This is a genomic window from Acetomicrobium mobile, assembly GCF_937920065.1.
The window spans coordinates 1-21,897 of record NZ_CALETC010000235.1 but is presented as its reverse complement, the minus strand read 5'-3'; the positions used below and the strand labels follow the sequence as shown (position 1 = coordinate 21,897).

Genomic DNA, 21,897 nt, shown 5'->3' with positions numbered 1-21,897 from the left:
GGTGCGACCCTTTCTTCATTCGGACCGAGGTTCTGCATTATCTTTTGGCAATACGATCTGAAAGGGCAACGGCGATTCCATCAAGTAGGCGTCTTCGCCATCTTGGTAATAGCGCGACAGGAGACGTATGGGCTTAAACCCAAATTGCTCGTACAACAATCGTGCAGGATGATTAGTGACTCTTACTTCCAAAAGGGCCCTTTTACATCCTAAGCTTACTCCAAGCTCCCCCATTGCAAGCAGTAACTGAGATCCTATCTTATTGCGCCTGAAGTCGGGATGAACGGCGAGGTTCATGATTTTAAGCTTTCTCTTTTCTCGACGACAGGTACCAAAACCACACAGCTTGTTTCCCCACCAGGCACCTATGTAGAAAATCTTGCCTATTTTACGCTTAAGATCCGCTTCGAATATTTCGTATGGCCAAGGATATTCGTAAGCCGCCATTTCAATGGAGTAAATATCGTTTAAGTCTTTTAAACTGCAATATCTTATATCGACTAACAACATCGTCAGGGGCCCCTTCTATCATTTTTCCTGCTACCGCTACAAATACAAATAGATCCAAAGACCTCAAAAACATTTTACAACCAAAATTGTTTTTTGCGATGTGCAAAGACATCAAGTATTATAATGTAATTGTGGGTTTACCAGCTTAAATATACCTAATTACGGTGCTTGCTTAGAGGACGCCAAGCAGAGGTGTTTGAAAGGTGGATAAAACGAATTACCTTATGTTGCTTGAAAATAGGCACAAACGATATTTTGATGTCTATAGAAATTACGAAATAAGGGGCAAATCCTTTGATTTATATGCCGAGTGTCATGTTCGGACTGAGCGCACGATACTGGGATACGCCCTTGATGCTTACGAAGCTCATGATTATAGAATGCTAAAGTGCTATGATAGGCCATCACTATCGGAGATAGTCAACCTTTACAATTGGATTACCTTAGAATATGATAATTGGGTAAATCCAAAGGAGAATCATATGTGCACATTTCTTACTTTAGTGGTAGTATTGAGTAAAGGAGCTTCACGTGAGCTCGTTCGTTTTGTTGAAGGAATAAAACATGGTCGTCATTTCAAATTTGGCTTGAGGGGATGGTACGAATTGAGGTTTTTACTCGTCGATTTAAGCAACGAACGGGTGTGGAGCAATGTTAGTGGAAGGCAAATAAAAGAAGATTTTATTATAAAGCCAGAACCTAAGAGTTTTTTGAAAAAAATATTTACGTGGAGGTGAGCTTTGATGAGCGGTGTAATGTTGATGTTGGTCTCTTTCTTGCTTTTTTTATTGGCTTACATATTTTACGGCGGTTGGCTTGCAAAGCAGTGGGGAATAAATCCGCAAGCAAAAACCCCAGCTCATGAGCTTTACGACGGGGTTGACTACGTTCCTGCAAAGGCTCCTGTCTTACTGGGTCACCACTTTGCTTCCATTGCGGGAGCAGGGCCAATCAACGGCCCAATACTAGCTGCGGTTTTTGGATGGTTGCCTGTTACGCTATGGATCGTCATTGGCAATATATTTATTGGATCTGTCCATGATTTTGGTTCGCTTGTGGCATCGATCAGGCACAAGGGCTTGTCCATCGGAGGCGTTATCGATGCAAACGTCGGAAAGGCGGCCAAGAGGCTATTTTTACTCTTCTCCTGGCTTACCTTAGTACTCATCATCGCGGCTTTTGCCAATATAGTAGCTGACACTTTTGTTTCAACCCCGGAAGCCGCCACAGCGTCACTGCTGTTTATACCCTTAGCCATGGCTTTTGGATTTTCCATATACAGAAGAAATGCGCCGTTGCTTGTGAGCACTGTTGTCGGTGTTGCGCTTTTGGCGGCATGTATATGGCTTGGCGTTGTCTTCCCGCTGCAATTGTCCAAACAAACGTGGTTGATAATATTGTCGTTGTATATTGTCGTGGCCGCTATTTTGCCTGTGTGGATGTTGCTTCAGCCTAGAGACTATCTAAATTCTTTCTTGTTATATGCCATGATCCTAGGCGGATTTATAGGCGTTCTCTTATATCATCCCAGGATAGCAATGCCAGCGGTGACTGCTTTTAAACATCCAACTCAAGGTTATCTTTTCCCCATGCTCTTCATAACGATAGCCTGTGGAGCTATTTCGGGTTTCCACTCGCTTGTTGCTTCTGGTACGACGGCAAAGCAGATTGACAAAGAAGGAGACGCAAAAATAATCGGTTACGGTGGTATGTTGATAGAAGGTGCACTTGCAATTCTTGCTACTCTTACGGCAGTTTACCTAACTTCGGATGGTTATGCGGAGCTTTTAAAGGGAGGACCTGTTAACGTGTTCTCAACTGGGATAGCAACATTCATGACGAGCTTTGGTGTAGATGCTACTACGGGAAAGACTTTCACTGCCCTGGCTGTGTCGGCCTTTGCTCTTACCACTTTGGATACGGCAGGTCGACTCGGGAGATTTGCCTTTCAGGAATTCTTTCAGGAAACCTCTGCAGCGGAGTCACCGGCATCCGGGGCGTCGATCCTTAGCAATAGATACGTTGCTTCCGTCATAACGATTGGCATTTCGATATACTTGGCCTTTACGAGCTGGGGAGTCATATGGCCCATGTTCGGTTCTGCTAATCAGCTTTTGGCAGGCGTGGCGTTGCTTGCAGTGGCTGCGTGGCTTGCCAACAAGGGAATGAACAATAAGATGTTAATAGCTCCGATGATATTCATGTTTGTAGTCACCCTTACGGCTCTGGTATTCTTGATCCAATCAAATATTGCAAAGGGGAATTATATATTAGTCTTCTTTGGAGTCCTTCTTTTCATACTGGCAATTATCTTGATAGCGTTAAGCTACAATGTTTTAACCGGCAAGAAGAAGGAGCAGCAGGCATAGTCCATTTGTTTCTCAGGGGAATGTATAAACAACGCATTCCCCTGAGGATGCCGAAATTTGGTTTTTTATGCGAATTTTTTGTAAATAACTGCGTTTAAAGGGGGATCTCAGTGATGTGGAAAAAGGTGGCGGCCTTCTTAAAGGACTTTTTCGCCACCCTGTTAAGGCCTATAAATAAAACTCACCCCATGGTTATGAAAGAGGCGCTCGATGCAAACGATGCTTTTATGCTCCTTGTTTTTGGCGATCTTCTGGGTATACCTAATCCAACATCTTATTACACTTTAGAGTTATTACCTTACTTGGCTGACGATATAGAGCGTTGGCAGCAACGCATGGCGGTCAAAGGCACAGTCTTGGAAGAGAAGGCTGCACAATTTGATTTCTGATGTTAAACTTTCGCCCCGTTGGGGTGATTCCAAGGTAATCGGGAGGACGTGACACTTTATGAGCGTGGCCGTTTTATTCGACAAAAAATATGTGTTTTTTGGAGGCAAGGGCGGCACTGGCAAAACAACTTGTGCCGCCGCTTTTTCTTTGAAAGCGTCGGAAAGGGGCAAGCGAATTTTACTGGTTTCCACCGATCCAGCTCACTCTTTGTCAGACATCTTTGACAAAGCCATTGGTCCAAAGGGAGCTCAAATTTTAGATAATCTGTTTGCTCTTGAGGTGGATCCGGAAATAGAGGCGAAGAAATACATTGAGGGCATCAAAAGGCAGCTATCGAGTGCCGTTAGCAGCGTGGTGATTGATGCTCTGCAGAAACAAATCGACGCAGCCTACATGTCACCTGGTTCGGAGGAGGCGGCAATATTTGATAAGTTCATCGAAGTCATGGAAGAGGCGGAGAAATCCTTTGATATGGTAGTTTTCGATACCGCTCCTACAGGGCATACCTTAAGACTTTTGTCCTTGCCCAAGCTTCTGGACCTGTGGATCAATGGCCTGGTAGAAAAGCGTGAAAAGGCGTTAAAATTATTCCAAAGGGCATCCGGTGTTGAAAAAGAGGACCCGATTTTACGCATTTTGCAAAAGAGGAAAGCCCTCTTTGAAAAGGCGGGTAGCGTATTAAGCGATCTCGAAAAAACGGCCTTCGTCTTTGTTGTAACTCCGGAGCGATTGTCCGTCTTTGAGACGGAAAGAGCTCTTAAATATTTAGAAAGTTCGGGCATCAAGGCTGCAGGCATCGTGATTAATGGCGTTATCCCACAAGAACTGAGCGGGGATTTCATAGATAAGCGCAAAGAAGTTCAAGAAAAGTACGTGAATGTTATTTACGAAAAGTTTGGTGATAAGGTGTTGGCAAAAATCAAGCTTCTTGACAAAGACGTGTGGGGTTTGACTGACCTTCGACTCATAGCGGATATGCTGGTTGCAGGATAGGGCACATTTGTATTAAGCAAAAACAGTAGGGATAAAAACACCACCCTACTGTTTTATGAAAACTTCTTATGAGATTTTCTAAAAGATTAACTTACGCTAAAGCTTTTGCTGCTCCAAGGTTTACCCTTAAGAGATTCTCCTTCAATTAGTTCGATGAAGCGGGCGTGGCACTTCGGACACTTCATCACAGGGGGGACGTCTTCTACCTCAAATTCGTGCTTGCAAACGAGGCAACGAAATTTTCTCATGATGACACCTCCCATCTTGCCTTTGCCTATATTATACACAATTTTGGCCATTCGTGTTTTATAAAAATAACGAGAATACTATTACAAAGAGCAAAGAAGGGATCATGTTGAATACCTTAAAATGTTTTATATTTAGTAGGGAAAGGCCGAGCCCAAGAAGCAAAATCCCTCCAACCGCCGTTATATCATCTATTAGCGTGTTTGATATGAAGTCGTTAAGGCAAATGGTTCCTAAGGTGATTCCCCCTTGATACAGCAAAAGGGGAATTGCAGAAAAAAGCACCCCGACCCCTAAAGTTGAAGCTAGTGCGATCGAAGAGACTAAATCCATCATGGACTTGATCAATAACAACTTGGGTGGTTTGCCGATTCCTTCCTCAAAAGCGCCCAAGATGGCCATCGATCCCATGCAAAAAAGTAAAAAAGCAGTTAAAAAACCCTCTACCAAGTGGTCTTCGCCGAATTGGAATCCACGATTTATCATATTGGTTCTTAAGCCTTTTAGTCCATTTTGCAACCTTTCTTCCAGTTCTAGTGCTTCCCCAACTATTGCGCCTAGGAGCACGCTCAACATCATGATTAAAATGTTTTTTCCCTGCATGGTCATCTGCACACCCAGTGTTAATATGAACAATCCTATGACTTGAAAGGCAACCATTGTAATTCTTTCAGGTATTCTTCTTTTTATTATCAGGCCAATGGTGCTGCCCAAAACAATAGCTAAGGCATTTATTATGGATCCTGCCGCAGGTATATTGTTTATAAGGTCATACATTTTTATACCCCCTGTTAATGAAAAACATATACAGGAGATTTTACCTTCAACCAGAAGAATATTCCACCCGCAGCATTAGATTTGAAACATGTTTTCAGCTTGAGCAAACGTTACAAGGCTGTAGCTCGGAAAATTTAACGGGTCTGATTTAATGAAAAGAAAGGGTATAATTTGTCATATGTACTAGGCAGTTCAAAATGTGCGAATGCTTCGCTTATGATTTTCTTATAAGTGGAAGGGTGTGGTCTTTTTGAGAAAAGTAAGATACGACATATCCCTTTGGTCTGATTTCGATATATATTTATTTAAACAAGGAAACCACTTTAACTTGTACAAAGTGATGGGTTCTCACCTCGTAGAAGCAGATGGAGAAAAGGGCGTTTACTTCGCGGTATGGGCGCCAAATGCCAGTTCGGTTTCCGTAATGGGAGATTTTAATGATTGGTCGAAGGAGACGTATTATTTAAGGGTAAGAAGTGACGGTTCAGGAATTTGGGAGGGTTTTATTCCCGGTTTACAGGAAGGCGCTCGTTACAAATACCATATTTCATCTCAGTATAATAACTATAAGGTGGACAAAGGTGATCCCTATGCGTTTTTTTGGGAAAAGCCTCCTAAAACCGCCTCCATTGTTCACGATCTTTCTTACCAATGGAACGACGAGCGGTGGATGAAAAATAGGACGTCACGCAACTCTCTAAAATCGCCCATTTCTATATATGAGGTACACCTAGGATCTTGGCGACGCGTTCCCGAAGACAGCAATAGATGGCTAACTTATAAAGAATTGGCCCATTATTTACCAGAATACGTAAAAAAAATGGGATTTACCCACGTTGAGTTTTTGCCGGTGATGGAACATCCCTTTTACGGCTCTTGGGGATACCAGATCACTGGATATTTCGCTCCGACCAGCAGGTACGGCACACCCCAAGATTTCATGTATTTGATTGACAGGCTTCATCAAGCGGGAATTGGAGTCATTTTGGATTGGGTGCCTTCCCATTTTCCAAACGATGAGCATGGGTTGGTCTACTTTGACGGGACGCATCTTTACGAACATGCCGATCCTAGAAAAGGATTTCATCCCGATTGGAAAAGCTGCGTTTTTAACTATGGCAGATACGAGGTCAGGGCCTTTCTCATAAGCAATGCCAGATTTTGGTTTGAGAAATATCATATTGATGGCATAAGAGTGGACGCTGTGGCCTCCATGCTATATCTCGATTATTCTAGAAAAGAGGGGGAGTGGATTCCAAATGAATATGGTGGGAGAGAAAACCTGGAGGCCATATCTTTTTTGAAGCGATTGAACGAAGTTATTTATATGGATTTCCACGATATTCAGACCATTGCCGAGGAATCAACCGCGTGGCCAATGGTAACTCGTCCTACCTATATCGGCGGACTTGGTTTTGGCATGAAATGGAACATGGGGTGGATGCACGATACTTTGTATTATATGTCGCTTGACCCTATATACCGAAAGTATCACCATGATCAGCTGACCTTTAGCATATGGTATGCTTTTAGTGAAAATTTTGTACTTCCTTTGTCTCATGACGAGGTGGTACACGGCAAGGGCTCGCTCATTTCAAAGATGCCAGGCGATCAATGGCAAAAATTTGCGAACCTGCGCCTGCTTTATGGGTACATGTTTACTCATCCCGGAAAGAAGTTATTGTTTATGGGAGGAGAATTTGGGCAGTGGTCTGAATGGAACCATGAAAGCAGCATTGATTGGCATTTGCTTGCGTACCCCTTTCACCAGGGGGTTCAACGATGGATACATGATCTCAATGTATTGTATTTCAGTGAACCGGTTTTTCACGAGTACGATCACGAACCTAATGGCTTTGAGTGGTCCAACTTTTCTGATTGGCAGCAAAGCGTAATCTGTTATCTTCGAAAGGGGGTAAAGGAAAAGGATCTTTTCTTAATTGTATGTAACTTTACTCCCCTTCCCCGCTTCGATTACAGGGTTGGCGTGCCAAGGACTGGTTTTTGGAAGGAGGTATTAAATAGCGACGCCATTGATTATGGAGGAAGTGGCTTGGGTAATTTGGGCGGGGCGGTGTCCATGCCCACTCCTTTTCAAAGGTGGCAATATTCCTTATCCTTAACACTTCCACCTTTGGGAATTTTGGTATTCAAACATGAAGGCTAAATTTACAATAATTAATTATTATTCGTTGAAGAGAGGGTATGAAGGTGGAACGTTACGTGTGTATTCATGGTCATTTTTATCAACCGCCACGAGAAAATCCGTGGCTTGAGTTTGTGGAGCGTCAAGAATCCGCCCATCCCTATCACGATTGGAACGAAAAAATTGCCGTTGAGTGCTATGCTCCCAACGCCGCTTCGAGAATATTGAACGGTGACAGGCGTATCATCGCAATTGTAAATAATTACTCTAAGATTAGCTTTAATTTCGGCCCGACGCTTCTTGGTTGGATGGAAAAGGAATTTTCTTGGGTTTATGAGTCTCTACTGGAAGCCGACCGGATCTCGATGAAAAACTTTGGTGGGCACGGATCGGCAATAGCACAGGCATACAATCATATCATCATGCCCTTGTCAAGTTATCGTGATAAGTGGACACAAGTTTATTGGGGAATTAGAGACTTCGAAAAGCGGTTTAATCGTTTTCCCGAGGGCATGTGGTTGCCAGAAACTGCGGTTGACTTGGAAACTCTTGAAGTTCTTGCTGAACAGAATATTAAATTTACCATACTAGCACCACATCAGGCAAAGCGCGTTAGACCTCTTAGGGGCGGGGGATGGAAGGAAGTGACAGCCGCAACTTTGGATACAAAAAAAGCTTATTTGTGCCGTCTTCCTTCCGGCAGAGATATTTCGTTGTTTTTTTACGATGGACCCATTTCGCAAGATGTGGCCTTTGGTGGACTTTTGAGCGACGGAGAGCTTTATGCGCAAAGGCTACTGGGCGCTTTCAGGCAGGACGATGGTTTCCCGCAACTGGTCAATATCGCAACGGATGGGGAAACTTACGGCCACCATCACCGTTTTGGAGATATGGCTCTTGCGTACTGCATATATTTCTTAGAGTCCAAAAACCTGGCAAGGATTACGGTTTATGGTGAGTATTTGGAAAAGTTCCCCCCTAAAGATGAGGTGCAAATAGCGGAAAACACCTCTTGGAGTTGTGTCCATGGCATAGAAAGATGGCGTAGCAACTGTGGATGTAACACCGGAGTGAATCCGGAGTGGACACAGGAGTGGAGAAGACCTCTTAGAGGGGCAGTAAAACTACTGAGCGAAAGAGCAACGGTAATTTATGAAGACTATGCCTCAAAGCTTTTAAAGGAGCCCTTGCGCGCAAGGGATGATTATGTAAGCGTGATATTGGATCGCACCCCCAAGAACGTTGAAGACTTTTTTCATCGCAACGCCAAGAAGGATCTTTCAAAGGACGAAAAGGTCATCGCCTTGAAGTTGCTTGAGATGTCAAGAAACGCCATGTTGATGTTTACCAGTTGTGGCTGGTTTTTTGATGATATTTCGGGTCTGGAAGCCACGCAGATTATGACTTATGCTGCGCGCGTCGTTCAATTGGCAAGAGAAGTTAGCGGTAGGGATTTAGAAACGGATTTCCTCGCACTGCTTGAGAAAGCTAAAAGCAACGATCCGGTAATGAAAAACGGCAAGCGGATATACGAGAAAATTGTGTCCCCCAAGGTTTTGGATCTCCTCAGAGTTGGCGCCCATGGTGTGATGGCATCCATGTTACTAAACGGAAGGGTTAAGGAGAGCGTTTATTGCTATGAAGTTGAGAATGTGGATTTGAAAACTTTTGGATTGAGAAAATTTGTTCTACACTTGGGAAAGGTTCACGTATCTTCTTCAATTACTTGGGAAGAAGATCTTTTGTGGTTTGCCTCTTGTTATCTTAGTGGATTGCAGCTTTTTTGCAGTGTGATCGAACATCTGGGCGAGGCATCGTATGCTTTAATGTTGAGAGAGCTGGAAACTGCCTTTGAAGATCAAGATGTTCCTGAGATAGTTAGAAAGATGGATAAGCATTTCGAAGGCAGGATTTTCTCCTTAAAGCATCTCTTTCGAGATGAGCAGTATAAGATTGTCAATAACTTGATTGAAGATGCTCTAGATGTGGTCATGGTGGCTTATGAAGAGACATTCAATGCAAACTATTCTACAATGAAAGTGCTCCGGGAGTTGAAAATCCCCCTTCCAAGGGCCTTTCGTGCCACGGTTGATGTCACATTGAGTGGCAAGCTAGATGAAATTTTAAAGAATCCGGATATTGACGTCGAAGATTTGGAGTGGATATGCAGGGAAATAAAGGATTGGAATGTATTGATTGACGAAAGCCAAATTAGCAAGATAGCATGTGATAAAGTCAACTCACTATTGGAAAGTTTTAAAGTTCGGGAAGGGGATTTAAGTTTATTGCTCAAGGCTGGAAGGATCATAGAACTTTTATCGCAGATTGATGTAAAGTTAGATCTATGGAAGGCGCAAAACATATATTATGATATCGTTACTAACTACTTGGGGCAAAACAAAACTATCGAAAGCGAAGCTCGCGATGTAATGAAACATCTTGGCTTACAGTTAGGCGTAGAGGTTCAGGTTTAATGTCTGACAGCTAGCGTTTAACGAGTGCTAATTACAAGGATAAGCTAAGTCAAAGGCCCTTTGAACCAAAATCGCTACCAGGTTATCTTGAATTCCTTTTTTAAATTTAGCATCTTAGCGATATTATCGACATTTTCGCCCTGAGCAAGCTGGGTAAGGGTGCCTATCGTCTTTTGCGTCCGTTCGTTTTCAAAAATTCCTTTAGATTGAGCAAAGGTTATAGCAAGTGGTATGAGTTGTTGGTATAGTTCCGCCACTGGCGTGAAAGTTAGTCCCTTACTTGTAAGTGTTATAGTGAATATGTTTGACAAAGACGTCTCATCTCCATCAGGCTCACAAGATATAAAAAGGAACACCCCTTCAGGAAGTGGTAATTGCAAGATTGCCCTAGACCACTCGTTGCGTCGTGATTTGCCGCTAGCAACTTCTATGATTTTCTTCTCCTGTATGTAGGCTATCCATACTTGCATCAACTCTGCGGGATTGTCTGGCTTTGCGAAGCTTAATCTCCACAAAAAACACCGGGAGCCTTTATTTACTTTTGTACTGATCATTTCTTGCTGCGTCAAAACATATCCTTCTATGGATTTGATTTGATGCGAACCAGCCGGTGTACCCAAATAGGCTTGAGAGATTGTGCCATCCTTTTCTTCCATCACGAGGTAAATGGGACATTTCTTTGCAGTAACAATAGACATAGCTGAAGCTATCCTGCTCGTTAAGAGCAAAAGGATTAATGAAAATACGAGCTTGTCACAGAAAAAGCGTCTTTTCATGGGTAAATCCTCCCATCACATCATAGGTTTGTTATCCTGATTACTGAAGAAGCATCAATATTTTTGTATAGATCTTCTATGGTGACACCTAGTAAGGGGTGCCGCCATTTAGGACATATCTGGAGCAAGGGCATAATCACAAAGGGCCTTTTATGAAGTTGTGGATGAGGTATGACGAGCTCATCGTTACTGAGCACTAAATCATCGATGAACAAGATGTCTAAATCAATTTCACGTGGTCCCCAACGCTCGCGCGGCTTTCTCCCGATTCTTGCCTCGATCTTTTTGAAGCACCTCAATATCTCCTCTGGCTTTCCATCGTACTCTGCCAGAAGGCAGGCATTTAAGAAATATGGTTGTTCTTCAACTCCGAGAGGCGGAGTCTCAAAGACATCGCTTCGATCTTTTACAAGAAAGCCACAATTTTTAAGCAACTCTACGGCTTGGCGCAGATTGTTTAAGCGATCCCCTAGATTGCTGCCTAATCCGACACCTATTGTCCACATTTCAATCAAACCCTTTGAATGGCGGATATCATATCCACGATGTGCCTATTTTCCAAGACATCATGGACTCGAAGTATTTCGATATTATTTAGTGCACAATAGGCAGAAATGGCTAACGTTCCGTAGAGCGCCTCTTCAGGGCCTTTGCGTCTCAATACTTTGTATATCGTGCCCTTCCTCGAGTGGCCTATTAAAATAGGCCTCTCGAGCGATCTAAATTCCTGAATATGCTTTAATATGAGCAAATTGTGCTCATCGGTTTTTCCAAATCCCAGCCCAGGGTCCAATATGATTTGATCTCGTCTTATGCCATGTTCAACTGCAAGTTCCATTTTCTCTTTCAGGAAATCTTTGATCTCCCTTATGACGTCATCATATCTTGGATCTTTTTGCATATCCTTGGGTGTACCTTTAATGTGCATTATTATTATGGGAACTCCGAAGCTTGCCACCATGTTGGCCATATTGGCGTCAAAGGATAAGCCCGATATGTCATTTATTATATCTGCTCCAACTTCCAGTGCAGCCTTTCCAACCGTGGACTTATAAGTATCGACTGATATGACGGCCTCGGGCAAAGCATTTCTTAACGCTTTAAGAGCCGGTATAAGTCTTCCAATTTCCTCTTCTAATGGAACGGGGTCTGCGCCAGGTCTTGTGGATTCAGCTCCAACGTCTAAAATGTCCGCTCCTTCTTCGATCATTTTTTTTGCCCTTTCAACGAGCAGGGTCATATCGGGTATTCTGCTTTGTGGAAAAAAAGAATCGCTGGTTAGATTTAAAACCCCCATTATTAACGGCTTCTCGCCGAGTACCAGCTTTCGTTCTCTTGGCAAGTCTAAAGCAATCATTAAAATCTAACTCCTTTGTCTTTAAGTGAAGTTTTTCATTTTAATTATATTTTATTATTTATAGTACTACTTATAACTTATACCCACTCGCTTGTAAAACTTTTTAAATGCTTTGTTTGATTGAGCAGGGTCAAGCAGTATCCTCTATTTTCGTCGTGCATTATTATGCTATAGGATGCAGTATCTACGTGTATCCGCCAAAAATAGGGGTCAGCTATCTGAAGGCAAGCGGCTATTAGGGGCTTTATGACAGCACGATGACTTACTATTACAAGAGCCTTTCCTTTATATTTTTGCACGATGAATTCCAGGGTCGAAAAAGCACGTCTTTGCACATCGGGTATGCTCTCCGCGTTAGGCAACCTTAATCGTTCGGGGGAATTTATCCATAAGGCCCATTCTTCGGGATATTCCTGCATTATGTCCGCTTTTTTGCGGCCCTCCCAGGGACCCAATGAGATGTTGGTAAAACCCTGCAAAGGGGTTATTGAGACTCCCCCGTTTCTCTGGGAAATTATTTGAGCCGTATGAAACGCTCTTTTAAGCGGGCTGGTGAAGATGGAGTCTATCGGGCCCAGGCTTGCAATTTCTTCTGCTAAGCATTGAGCCTGTTTGATGCCGTTTTCATTTAAGGGGAAGTCGCTGCGACCTCGAAATAAGCCCTCTATGTTGCCATGACATTCCCCATGTCTAACCAATAAAATTTTAGTTGACTCCACGCGGTTCGACATTAAGTCATCCCCCCAGCTTAATGGATTTTGCCTGAACCATTGTACACCTAAGTTCGAAGAAAAACGCATAGATCGTATTGTTTAATTACGGGTCTTGAACACGCCAAAGCTTTTAATAAATACATACATGAAGTACCCTCGTAAAAAGATGGCTCTTTTGACCTGTCTTGACAATCCCCATGTAAAGTTGATAATCTATTTTGCGAGCGATTAGCACCCGAAGGAGGTAAGTGCTAATTAGGCGTTCTTGCTCTAGGGGGTGGAAAAAGTGTCAACGGAGTTAACGGAACGACAGTTGGATATACTGTATTCCATAGTGCATGAATATATAAGGACAGGAGAACCTGTAGGTTCGAGGACAATATCTAAAAAGTACCTTACGCACAGAAGCGCGGCGACCATTCGCAACGAAATGGCAGATCTGGAGGAAGCGGGATACTTATGCCAACCCTACACGTCAGCGGGGCGCATCCCAACGTCCAAGGCATATAGAGTTTATGTGGATATGATATTGCAAAAAAGGTCATTACTGACACCCTCAGTAGCCAGAGAAAAGCTGGAAGCATTGAAGGAAGAAAAGAGAAGCATAGAAAAAATGTTGTCCTATTTAACCCAGCTTTTAGGCAGCATAACTCACTATATCTCTGTCGCAGGCATAACCGTCTTGAGCGACGCAACGTTAAACAGGTTAGATTTAGTTAAAGTGGATAGCTTTCACGTGCTGTTACTGATAATACTAGAAGGCGGTTTTGTGCACCATGACGTTATAAGGACTGAGCAAGAAATAACGCAAGAAGAGCTAGATGATTTGAGTTCTTATCTCAACTGTATAATATCGGGCCGCTCTTGGTTCGAGGCCCGCGATGTCATTAGAGAAAAGATGCTTAGAGAACTCATCCATTACGCTGAAATATGTCTTCAAACGCTGGATGAAGTGGATCTCGTTTTGAAAAAGTCTCGTTATAGATTTTTTACGGGTGGTACTAGTAACATATTGCTGTTGCCAGACTTCAGGGACATGGAAAAATTGCGCTCCTTGCTGGTTTTGCTCGAAAATGAGGAAGAATTTGCAAGAATCTTGGAAGCCTGTGCCACTGAGGAGCCCATAAGCGTAATTATCGGCGATGAAAACCCCGTGGAAGCCATGAGAGATTGCTCTCTGGTGCTTGCGAGTACCGAAAATGGCGTTAAAAAGACCATACTCGGGGTAATAGGTCCAGTTAGAATGGATTATGAAAGGACAATCGGAGTGCTCGAGATGTTGTGCGAACACCTGTTGGATTAGATTCTCTATGAGGGAGGAGTTTGAAGTTGCCTGATAAAGATTTAAATGCAGGACTGAAGGAAGGGCTTGAAGAGTTGGCAGAGGACAGCGAAGTCGACAAAAATCGAGTCCTGGATTTTTGCAAGGCGAAAGATATCGAGGAGCTTATTAATGAGAAAGAGACTCTAGAAAAGGAGCTATCCAATCTGAAGGAGCAATATAATGCTTTGTACAACGAAGCTGCGAGGGTAAAGGCTGATTTTTATAATTATAAAAGAAGAATGGAATCCAATATTGAGAAACAAAAAAACTCGACCATTGCAGAAATTATATTAAATTTACTGCCGATAATAGATAATTTTGAACGCGCCTTAAATTGCGAGGCTGAAAGGGAATCCGCCTTTTACAAGGGAACATGCATGATTTACCGGGATTTTTTAAACGTCTTGGCTAAATTCGGTGTAACTCCTATAAAGGCGATTGGCGAACCCTTTGACCCCCTGTTTCACGAAGCCGTTGCGGTACAAACTGTTTCTGATATTGACAGCGATGGAAAGGTCGTTCAAGAGGTGCAAAAAGGGTACACTTTAAACGGAGAAGTTATCAGGCCTGCAAGGGTAATAGTAGGTAAATTGAACGAAGAAACCGATAAAGAGGTGGGTAAGGATGAGTAAAGTAGTGGGAATTGACTTTGGAACAACCAACAGCGTCGTTGCTGTGAAAGAAGGAGATAATGTTGTAGTGATACCGAATGCTGAAGGAAGTAGACTAACTCCTTCGGTGGTAGCCTTCACAAAAGACGGAGAGCGCTTGGTGGGTCAACTGGCTAAGAGGCAGGCTATCATTAACCCTGAGCGCACTGTCCTCTCTATAAAGAGAAAAATGGGAAGCGACTACAAGGTCAAAATAGACGAAAGAGAGTATACTCCTCAGGAAATTGCAGCCATGATCTTGCAAAAGTTAAAAAACGACGCCGAAGATTATTTAGGTGAAGAGATAAAACAAGCAGTCATAACCGTTCCAGCCTATTTTACCGATGCCCAGAGACAAGCCACGAAGGACGCAGGTAAAATAGCAGGGCTAGAGGTCCTTAGGATAATTAACGAGCCTACAGCTGCCTGTTTGGCTTACGGAACTGAAAAGGGCGGAGAATTTAAGGTTTTAGTTTTTGATTTAGGGGGAGGCACCTTCGACGTGTCTATATTAGACATAGGAGAAGGTGTATATGAGGTTATGGCTACAAGTGGCGATAATCATTTAGGTGGCGATGATTGGGATCAGCGCCTTGTAGATTGGATGATCGAGGAATTCAGGCGCCGCGAGGGCATTGATTTGGGAAGAGATAAAATGGCTGTACAGAGGTTGCGTGAGGCCGCGGAGAAGGCGAAGATTGAGCTATCCTCCATGTCCGAGACCATGATATCCTTGCCTTTCATTACAGCCGATCAAAATGGGCCCAAACATCTCGAGCTTGAAATAACCAGGGCAAAATTTGAGGAGATGACAGCGGACTTACTGGAAAGGGTCGTAGGTCCGGTTCAGAGGGCCTTATCAGACGCCGGATTAACTTACGCCGAAGTGGATAAGATCCTATTAGTTGGCGGGGCAACGCGCATGCCAATGGTGCAACGCAAAATTAAGGAGTTGTTGGGCAAGGAGCCAACAAAAGGAATAAATCCGGATGAATGCGTTGCCGTTGGAGCGGCCATTCAGGCAGCCATCTTGTCAGGGGAGCATAAGGATATAGTTTTGGTCGACGTTACGCCGCTTTCCCTGGGAGTAGAGACATTGGGTGGTGTGTTCACCAAGATAATAGAAAGAAATACAGCCATCCCCGTATCGAAAAGCCAGATTTTTACCACAGCTGTCGACAATCAAACGCGAGTTGAGATACACGTCTTACAGGGCGAAAGGCCAATGGCGTCAGATAACGTCTCTTTGGGGAGGTTTTTCCTAGATGGCATACCTCCAGCACCGCGCGGTGTGCCTCAAATTGAGGTCACCTTCAATATCGATGTGAACGGCATCTTAAACGTGACGGCCAAAGACCTGGCTACGGGCAAAGCACAGCAGATCACGATTCAATCCTCCAGGCTATCGGAAGAAGAAATTGAACGTATGCGCAGGGAGGCCGAAGCGAATGAAGAAGCCGACAAGAGAAAGAGAGAGCTGGCCGATGCCAGAAACGAGGCCGACAGCGCCGTATATAACGCTGAGAAGTTGTTGCGCGACTTGGGTGACAAAGTGACTCAGGACGAAAAAAGCAAGGTGCAATCAAAGATAGAGGCGGTCAAGCAAGCTTTGAGCAAGGATGACGTGCTGGCGATTAAATCTGCTTGCGAAGATCTGACGAAGGATTTAAACGAATTGGCTGTCAGGCTGTATTCTCAAGCTGCTCAAGAGAAGGCAGGGGTTGGAAGTGCTGGAACTTCCGAAGCAGGGAAGTCTCAAGAAAATCCGAGTGAGGGTCCCACGGTTGATGCTGAGTACAAAGATCGCGGAGAGGCATAAGAGGTGACCGAAATTGCCAGGCCCCGCTAGCGGAAAAGATTATTATGAAATATTGGGCGTAAGGCGGGATGCCTCACAGGAAGAGATAAAAAAAGCATACAGGAAGTTGGTGCGTCAGTACCATCCCGACGCCAACCCCGGTAACAAAGAAGCTGAAGAAAAATTCAAGCTTATAAACGAAGCTTACGAGGTCTTAAGCGACCCTCAAAAAAAGGCCCAATATGACCAATTCGGCTTTGCGGGCGACGTTCCTCCCTCCTATGGCGGCGAAAGCGCCTGGGATTTTGGTGGTTTTGGGGACCTTTTTGGCGATCTCTTTGGTGACTTCTTTGGAGGATTTGGCCCCAGAAGGGAAGTTAGGACGCCACAAAGAGGATTGGATTTAGAGATGCCCCTAATCGTCACCTTAATGGAAGCCGCTTATGGTGCCACCAAAGTTGTGCACATACCCAAGTGGGAAAAGTGCACGACTTGTGGTGGTAGTGGAGCAGCACCTGGGACCTCGCCTGTACGCTGTTCCCTTTGCGGAGGGAAGGGCCAGGTGGAGACGAGGTCGAAGACGCCCTTTGGTGAATTCGTTACGGTTCGCACTTGCTCTAGTTGCGGAGGGGCGGGTTATGTCATCAATGACCCTTGCAAAGACTGCGGAGGTCGAGGAAGGACCAGGGTAAAGCGCAAGATAGAAGTTAACATACCCCCTGGAGCAGATACAGGAACTCGCCTTAGGATACGAGGCGAAGGCGAAGAGGGCAAAAACGGCGGACCGCCAGGGGACCTGTTTTTGGTCATAGAGGTAGAAGAGGACCCCGTCTTTCAAAGACGAGGCGATGATCTTCATGTGACGGTCGATGTGCCCTTTCCGGTGGCGGTCTTGGGAGGCAAGGTAAAGGTACCCACGCTAGAAGGAGAAGAGGAGTTAGAATTAAGCCCAGGAACTCAAGCGGGTTCCATCAAGAAGCTCAGAGGTTTAGGCATGCCACGACAGAGGGGCAGTGGGCGCGGGGACCTGATAGTTCACATAAATATCGCTGTTCCACGTAATTTGACTGACAAGCAAAGGGCCTTGATTGAGGCCCTTGCCTTGGAAATGGACGTGCCTGTCAAGTCATCTGGACTGATCGAAAAACTAAAGGGATTGTTTGCTTAAAAATTGCATGATACAAGGAAATGCGCAGAACTGTAATTTAATGGTCGATGGTTCGCTTCTATGAATAACAAGTTTTACTAGAATAATGAATGTTGATTTTTGTCCAAGGGGGGCTGAGGCTCCCCTTAATGTTTCTCGAACGAGAACGAGCGTTAGGGGTGGTGTGGGGCATATGAAGGACGAAGTTTATTGGTGGTATATTATTTTAGAGTCAAAACAGGGGTCAGAAGAAATTCTCTATCATGTTGCTCAAGCATCAAATAGCATTGGAGCCGAAACATTAGAGGCCAAAGATTACTTGAGGACAAAATTGTATTACCGTTCGGATTTGGACTTGGAAGAATGCATTGAAAAGGCTTCGTCATTAATAAAGGGGTTCGTAAACGTTCGTATCCACGATGCTGGCAAAGAGGAATGGCGACCGTGGTTAAAAATGCATAAGGAGGCCTTTCCCCCGCTCTTGGTGGGGGATCGCTTGGTGGTGTTAGCGCCATGGCATAAACACAAGGTGCCCCTCGGGCGGATACCCATATACATCGAGCCAGGTAGCGCTTTTGGCACGGGATACCATGCCAGCACGCAAATAGCTTTGAGGTTGCTTGAAAAGTATTTAAAACCGGGAGACAAAGTTTTAGATGTAGGCACTGGCTCTGGTATACTTTCCATAGCAGCCCTCAAGCTTGGAGCTGCAAAAGTAATCGCCAGAGACATAGATCCCGCGGTAAAAGAGGAAGTTGAGAAAAATGCCCTTTTAAACGATGTAACTACCGGATTGATTCTTGAGATTGCGGATGGAACAAGAGGTTTCAATGAAGTTGTGGACTGCATAGTTTCGAATATATTGTATGAACCCTTGATCGCTATGCTGGATTCATTTAAAAAGATACTGGTTAAAGGCGGGTTTATGATAATGTCCGGTTTGTTACTAAAGGAACGCGAATGCTTCGTTGAAGCAGTGAAAAGGGCTAAATTTTCGATTGCAGAAGAACTTGAAGAGGAGGACTGGTGGGGTGTCGTTGCCTCGCACGAGGTTAGATAAGGCCGAGAGGCTTTCTAGCGACGTATGGGTTTTGGATACCAGGGAGTCTCACCATTTGATGCACGTAAGGCGATGTCGCATCGGAGATGAAGTTGAAGGCCTTCTTGAGGGCAGAAAGCTTTTGCTTGTCATTGAAGGATATAAAGATGGCAGGGTCATCGCAAGGGAGATCGATAAGCTCCCCCTGAGCCGAATAAAAATTCGAACGACGCTTTTAGTTGCGCTTGTGAAATCTAATGCCTTTGAAGACATGTTAAGCCATGTTACGGAACTGGGTGTAAGCGAAATTATACCCCTCTTGGCCGAACGATGTATCGTTAAATTAAAGGGAGATATCAAACGTAAAGAGGCAAGATGGGAAAGGATCATCGATGAGGCTACAAAGGTCAGTGGCATAAGCAGCCATCCGGTTTTGCACGAACCTTCGAGGATTTCCGATTTGGAAGCAGAGATGTTGCCTCCACTTCGCTTATTTGGTGCTTTAACTGATAATGCGAGACCCTTGGGTCAGATTAGAATAGTTGGCCAAAAAGATGTAGCATTTGCCGTTGGCCCTGAGGGCGATTGGACGGAGGAGGAAATGTCTTTGTTTTTAAAAGCGGACTTTATTCCCGTTTCGCTGGGACCAAATATATTGCGGACAAATACTGCGGCGGTAGCGGGATTGTCCTATATAATCTTGAGTGCCGAGGGTGTTTCATCTTGCGATCATTAGAGGACGTAAAGGTAAGAATTAAATGTTTAGGATGTCGTACTAACATCTACGAAGCCGAAGCTATAGCAGACTCCTTCAGGAATGAGGGAGCCATCATTGCTAACGGCGATGAATTTGACGTTGGCGTGCTGGTGAGCTGTGCGGTAACAAAGACGGCGGAGAAAAAGTGCAGGCAGGCATTGCGGCGCATGCAAAGGAAATCCCCTCAAGCAATTACGGTTTTATGTGGTTGTTATGTGCAGGGAAGACCCGATGAAGATCTGCTTCACTTGGGCGCAGACCTTTACGTAGGAAATAGATTAAAGGCCGAGCTGACGAACATTGTAGCTAACATGATTAAAGGAAGGATAAAAAAGCCTTTAATTTTAAAAACGGATGTACTGCACGATGAAAGGTGGGATTCCCTGAGGCTATCAAAAGTTAGCTTTCATACAAGATCTTTCGTTAAGGTACAGGACGGATGCGATTCCTTTTGTTCTTATTGCATAGTGCCTTTTTTGAGAGGACGTCCTATCAGCAGGGATATGCAAGAGGTTATCGATGAAGTCGAACGTCTAGTTAGCCAAGGGTGCAAAGAAGTCGTGTTGACGGGGGTGCATCTTGGGCTTTATGGCAGCGGGTGTGATTTTGACCTTGGAGACTTGGTTAAATCGCTTGCCAAAATAAAGGGGTTGAAAAGGCTGCGCTTTGGTTCGATAGAACCTCTGGCCCTGGATGACAAATTACTGCGCCTTTTAGCGGAAAGCGAGATCTTCTGCCGTCACCTCCATATTCCTCTTCAAAGTGGCGATGATGGTATTCTTGGTCTCATGAGGAGGGGTTATAAAGCCAAGGACTTCGCGAACATCATTGAAAATGTGCGATGTTATCTTGGAGATGATGTACACGTAAGTACCGATATCATAGTGGGGTTTCCGGGAGAAAGCGAAAGGGCTTTTGAAAACACTTTGACTTTAATCGATAATTTAGGAATAGGGAGGGTTCATGTCTTTCCTTTTTCACCTCGCAAGGGAACGAAGGCTTACTCCATGCCCGAAAGGCTAGACAAGCGCGAGCTCGAGTCAAGAATGGACAGGGCAATTAATCTTGGAAGGAAACTTTTACAAAGGTTTGCTCGTAGGTGGGTGGGACAAAGCATTGAAATCTTGGTTGAACATTGTGATGGGGCAAGAGTTAAAGGTCTTTCGAGGCATTACCTGGAAGTGGAGGCTGACATAGATCGAAGGTCAAAAGAGCCGCGAGGATGTCTTGAAGGGCAAATTGTGGGTCTTGAACGTCAAATTTATGTAACGAAAGCCGAGCACGGCATCTTGCATGGCGTTTCATCTGAGACTTAAGGTTAGCAGACTAAAGGGGGAGTTTGATGTGAATAAAGACATTTTATCTAAATACGTTACGGAGAACGCGAACATTCCTTGGGGAACCCGCAATGCAGAGAGAGTTTTATCTGCTTTGCTTGTAGCAGACAACTTTTGGGATATAGTTTCTTTTAGTTGCGAACCCTTGCCAGCAGTGGCAGAAGCTTTAAAGCTACTTGCTGATAGAGGTCTGATAGAATTTACCGACCAGGGTGTCTTATTAACCCAAAAAGGGCGCATGTTCATTGAAGAAGAGGGCGTTTTTCCTTTACATTTTCATACATGTCCTCGTTGTGACGGCAAAACAGTAGTAATAGATGAGTTTAGGGAAGCCTTTGATGAGTTTTTAAGGATCCAAATCGACAGACCGGAGGCAATTAGGGAATTCGATCAAGGTTACGTTACCCCGGAAACGACATTTGCCCGCATAGCGTTAGCGGACAGTAGGGGCGATTTGAGGGGTAAGGAAGTTGTAGTATTGGGTGACGATGATTTAGTTGGAGTTGCCTTAGGCCTCACAGGTTTGGTTAAAAGTGTTGTGGTGCTTGAATTGGATGAGCGTCTCGTTGCCTTCGAGCAAAGAATTGCTACGGAGCTTGGTCTTCCATTGCAGGTTATCAGACATGACTTAAGAAAGCCGCTAACAAAGGAATTGCTCAGTAAGTTTGATGTATTTTTCTGTGATCCACCCGAAACTATTGAGGCCTTTGATGCCTTTGTCGGCAGAGGGATTATCGCATTAAAGGGTGAGGGATGCGCTGGCTATTTTGGCATCACCCATGTGGAAAGCTCCTATTATAAGTGGCGCTTGCTTGAAATGAAACTACTTCAAAGAGGGCTGGTCATCACAGATATCATTCATGATTTTAACGTTTATATGAATTGGGAATACGTTGATGAAATGCTGGCGTGGGATTTAGCGCCCATTAAGCAACCCCCTATTCGAAATTGGTATAAATCCTCGATGGTAAGGGTCGAGATGGTGGAGAAACTTGAGATACCTAACGAGGATTTGACCAATCGCGATATATATAACGATCCAGAAAGCTCAACTACATAGCGAAACGTGACTGTTGGAAAGAGGAGTTGACCCT

The 21,897-nt window shown here is 44.3% G+C and carries 21 protein-coding genes; 14 read left to right on the top strand and 7 right to left on the bottom strand.

Annotation, left to right across the window (positions count from 1 at the left end; genetic code table 11):
* Positions 1–15 precede the first annotated feature (15 nt).
* Positions 16–510 carry a ribosomal protein S18-alanine N-acetyltransferase gene (rimI, locus tag Q7P41_RS09005; protein ID WP_303883631.1) on the bottom strand — a complete coding sequence of 165 codons (495 nt, stop codon included), beginning with the start codon at positions 508–510 and terminating at the stop codon, positions 16–18.
* Positions 511–713: 203 nt separating this feature from the next.
* Here rimI and Q7P41_RS09000 point away from each other — a divergent pair, with 203 nt between their 5' ends.
* From Q7P41_RS09000 to Q7P41_RS08985, 4 genes are all read left to right on the top strand, one after another.
* Positions 714–1,247 (top strand): hypothetical protein, encoded by a 534-nt coding sequence (locus Q7P41_RS09000; protein WP_303883629.1) that lies wholly within the window; start codon positions 714–716, stop codon positions 1,245–1,247.
* Positions 1,248–1,253: 6 nt separating this feature from the next.
* Positions 1,254–2,879: a carbon starvation protein A gene (locus Q7P41_RS08995; RefSeq protein WP_303883628.1), complete on the top strand. Its 1,626-nt coding sequence runs from the start codon at positions 1,254–1,256 to the stop codon at positions 2,877–2,879.
* Between the two features lie 113 nt (positions 2,880–2,992).
* Positions 2,993–3,268 carry a hypothetical protein gene (locus Q7P41_RS08990; RefSeq protein WP_303883627.1) on the top strand — a complete coding sequence of 92 codons (276 nt, stop codon included), beginning with the start codon at positions 2,993–2,995 and terminating at the stop codon, positions 3,266–3,268.
* A 58-nt stretch (positions 3,269–3,326) separates the two neighbouring features.
* Positions 3,327–4,262 carry an ArsA family ATPase gene (locus tag Q7P41_RS08985; protein WP_303883626.1) on the top strand — a complete coding sequence of 312 codons (936 nt, stop codon included), beginning with the start codon at positions 3,327–3,329 and terminating at the stop codon, positions 4,260–4,262.
* An 86-nt stretch (positions 4,263–4,348) separates the two neighbouring features.
* Here the strand turns inward: Q7P41_RS08985 and Q7P41_RS08980 are convergent, their stop codons facing one another.
* Positions 4,349–4,510 (bottom strand): hydrogenase expression protein HypA/HybF, encoded by a 162-nt coding sequence (locus Q7P41_RS08980; RefSeq protein ID WP_303883625.1) that lies wholly within the window; start codon positions 4,508–4,510, stop codon positions 4,349–4,351.
* A 58-nt stretch (positions 4,511–4,568) separates the two neighbouring features.
* Positions 4,569–5,285, bottom strand: coding sequence for a DUF554 domain-containing protein (locus tag Q7P41_RS08975; protein WP_303883623.1), 717 nt, complete (start codon positions 5,283–5,285; stop codon positions 4,569–4,571).
* A gap of 250 nt (positions 5,286–5,535) precedes the next feature.
* On the opposite strand from Q7P41_RS08975, the gene glgB reads away from it, so the two are divergent.
* Positions 5,536–7,452 (top strand): 1,4-alpha-glucan branching protein GlgB, encoded by a 1,917-nt coding sequence (gene glgB, locus Q7P41_RS08970; protein WP_303883621.1) that lies wholly within the window; start codon positions 5,536–5,538, stop codon positions 7,450–7,452.
* Between the two features lie 44 nt (positions 7,453–7,496).
* A complete protein-coding gene (locus Q7P41_RS08965) occupies positions 7,497–9,905 on the top strand; it encodes a DUF3536 domain-containing protein (protein ID WP_303883619.1) in 2,409 nt (802 codons plus the stop codon).
* Between the two features lie 74 nt (positions 9,906–9,979).
* Here the strand turns inward: Q7P41_RS08965 and Q7P41_RS08960 are convergent, their stop codons facing one another.
* The 4 genes from Q7P41_RS08960 to Q7P41_RS08945 form a co-directional block, all read right to left on the bottom strand.
* Positions 9,980–10,681 (bottom strand): hypothetical protein, encoded by a 702-nt coding sequence (locus Q7P41_RS08960; RefSeq protein WP_303883617.1) that lies wholly within the window; start codon positions 10,679–10,681, stop codon positions 9,980–9,982.
* Positions 10,682–10,701: 20 nt separating this feature from the next.
* Positions 10,702–11,187, bottom strand: coding sequence for a 2-amino-4-hydroxy-6-hydroxymethyldihydropteridine diphosphokinase (gene folK, locus Q7P41_RS08955; RefSeq protein WP_303883615.1), 486 nt, complete (start codon positions 11,185–11,187; stop codon positions 10,702–10,704).
* 5 nt (positions 11,188–11,192) lie between these two features.
* The gene (gene folP, locus Q7P41_RS08950) at positions 11,193–12,038 is read right to left on the bottom strand and encodes a dihydropteroate synthase (protein ID WP_303883613.1); all 846 of its coding nucleotides are present in this window, start codon (positions 12,036–12,038) and stop codon (positions 11,193–11,195) included.
* 77 nt (positions 12,039–12,115) lie between these two features.
* Complete coding sequence (locus Q7P41_RS08945; protein WP_303883611.1) at positions 12,116–12,769, bottom strand: histidine phosphatase family protein; 654 nt, start codon at positions 12,767–12,769, stop codon at positions 12,116–12,118.
* Between the two features lie 268 nt (positions 12,770–13,037).
* On the opposite strand from Q7P41_RS08945, the gene hrcA reads away from it, so the two are divergent.
* The 8 genes from hrcA (at position 13,038) to Q7P41_RS08905 (ending at position 21,863) form a co-directional block, all read left to right on the top strand.
* Positions 13,038–14,054 carry a heat-inducible transcriptional repressor HrcA gene (gene hrcA / locus Q7P41_RS08940; protein WP_303883609.1) on the top strand — a complete coding sequence of 339 codons (1,017 nt, stop codon included), beginning with the start codon at positions 13,038–13,040 and terminating at the stop codon, positions 14,052–14,054.
* A gap of 26 nt (positions 14,055–14,080) precedes the next feature.
* A complete protein-coding gene (locus Q7P41_RS08935; protein WP_303883607.1) occupies positions 14,081–14,707 on the top strand; it encodes a nucleotide exchange factor GrpE in 627 nt (208 codons plus the stop codon).
* Positions 14,700–16,544 (top strand): molecular chaperone DnaK, encoded by a 1,845-nt coding sequence (gene dnaK / locus Q7P41_RS08930; RefSeq protein WP_303883605.1) that lies wholly within the window; start codon positions 14,700–14,702, stop codon positions 16,542–16,544. The genes Q7P41_RS08935 and dnaK overlap by 8 nt, the downstream gene beginning before the upstream one ends.
* A 13-nt stretch (positions 16,545–16,557) precedes the next feature.
* Positions 16,558–17,691 carry a molecular chaperone DnaJ gene (gene dnaJ / locus Q7P41_RS08925; RefSeq protein WP_303883603.1) on the top strand — a complete coding sequence of 378 codons (1,134 nt, stop codon included), beginning with the start codon at positions 16,558–16,560 and terminating at the stop codon, positions 17,689–17,691.
* 172 nt (positions 17,692–17,863) lie between these two features.
* Entirely contained in the window at positions 17,864–18,730 is an 867-nt protein-coding gene (locus tag Q7P41_RS08920) for a 50S ribosomal protein L11 methyltransferase (protein WP_303883602.1), read from the top strand.
* Entirely contained in the window at positions 18,702–19,445 is a 744-nt protein-coding gene (locus Q7P41_RS08915) for a 16S rRNA (uracil(1498)-N(3))-methyltransferase (protein WP_303883601.1), read from the top strand. Before Q7P41_RS08920 ends, Q7P41_RS08915 begins: the two co-directional genes overlap by 29 nt.
* Complete coding sequence (mtaB, locus tag Q7P41_RS08910) at positions 19,433–20,782, top strand: tRNA (N(6)-L-threonylcarbamoyladenosine(37)-C(2))-methylthiotransferase MtaB (protein WP_303883600.1); 1,350 nt, start codon at positions 19,433–19,435, stop codon at positions 20,780–20,782. Before Q7P41_RS08915 ends, mtaB begins: the two co-directional genes overlap by 13 nt.
* Before the next feature lie 28 nt (positions 20,783–20,810).
* Positions 20,811–21,863, top strand: coding sequence for a bis-aminopropyl spermidine synthase family protein (locus Q7P41_RS08905; protein ID WP_303883598.1), 1,053 nt, complete (start codon positions 20,811–20,813; stop codon positions 21,861–21,863).
* Positions 21,864–21,897 lie beyond the last annotated feature (34 nt).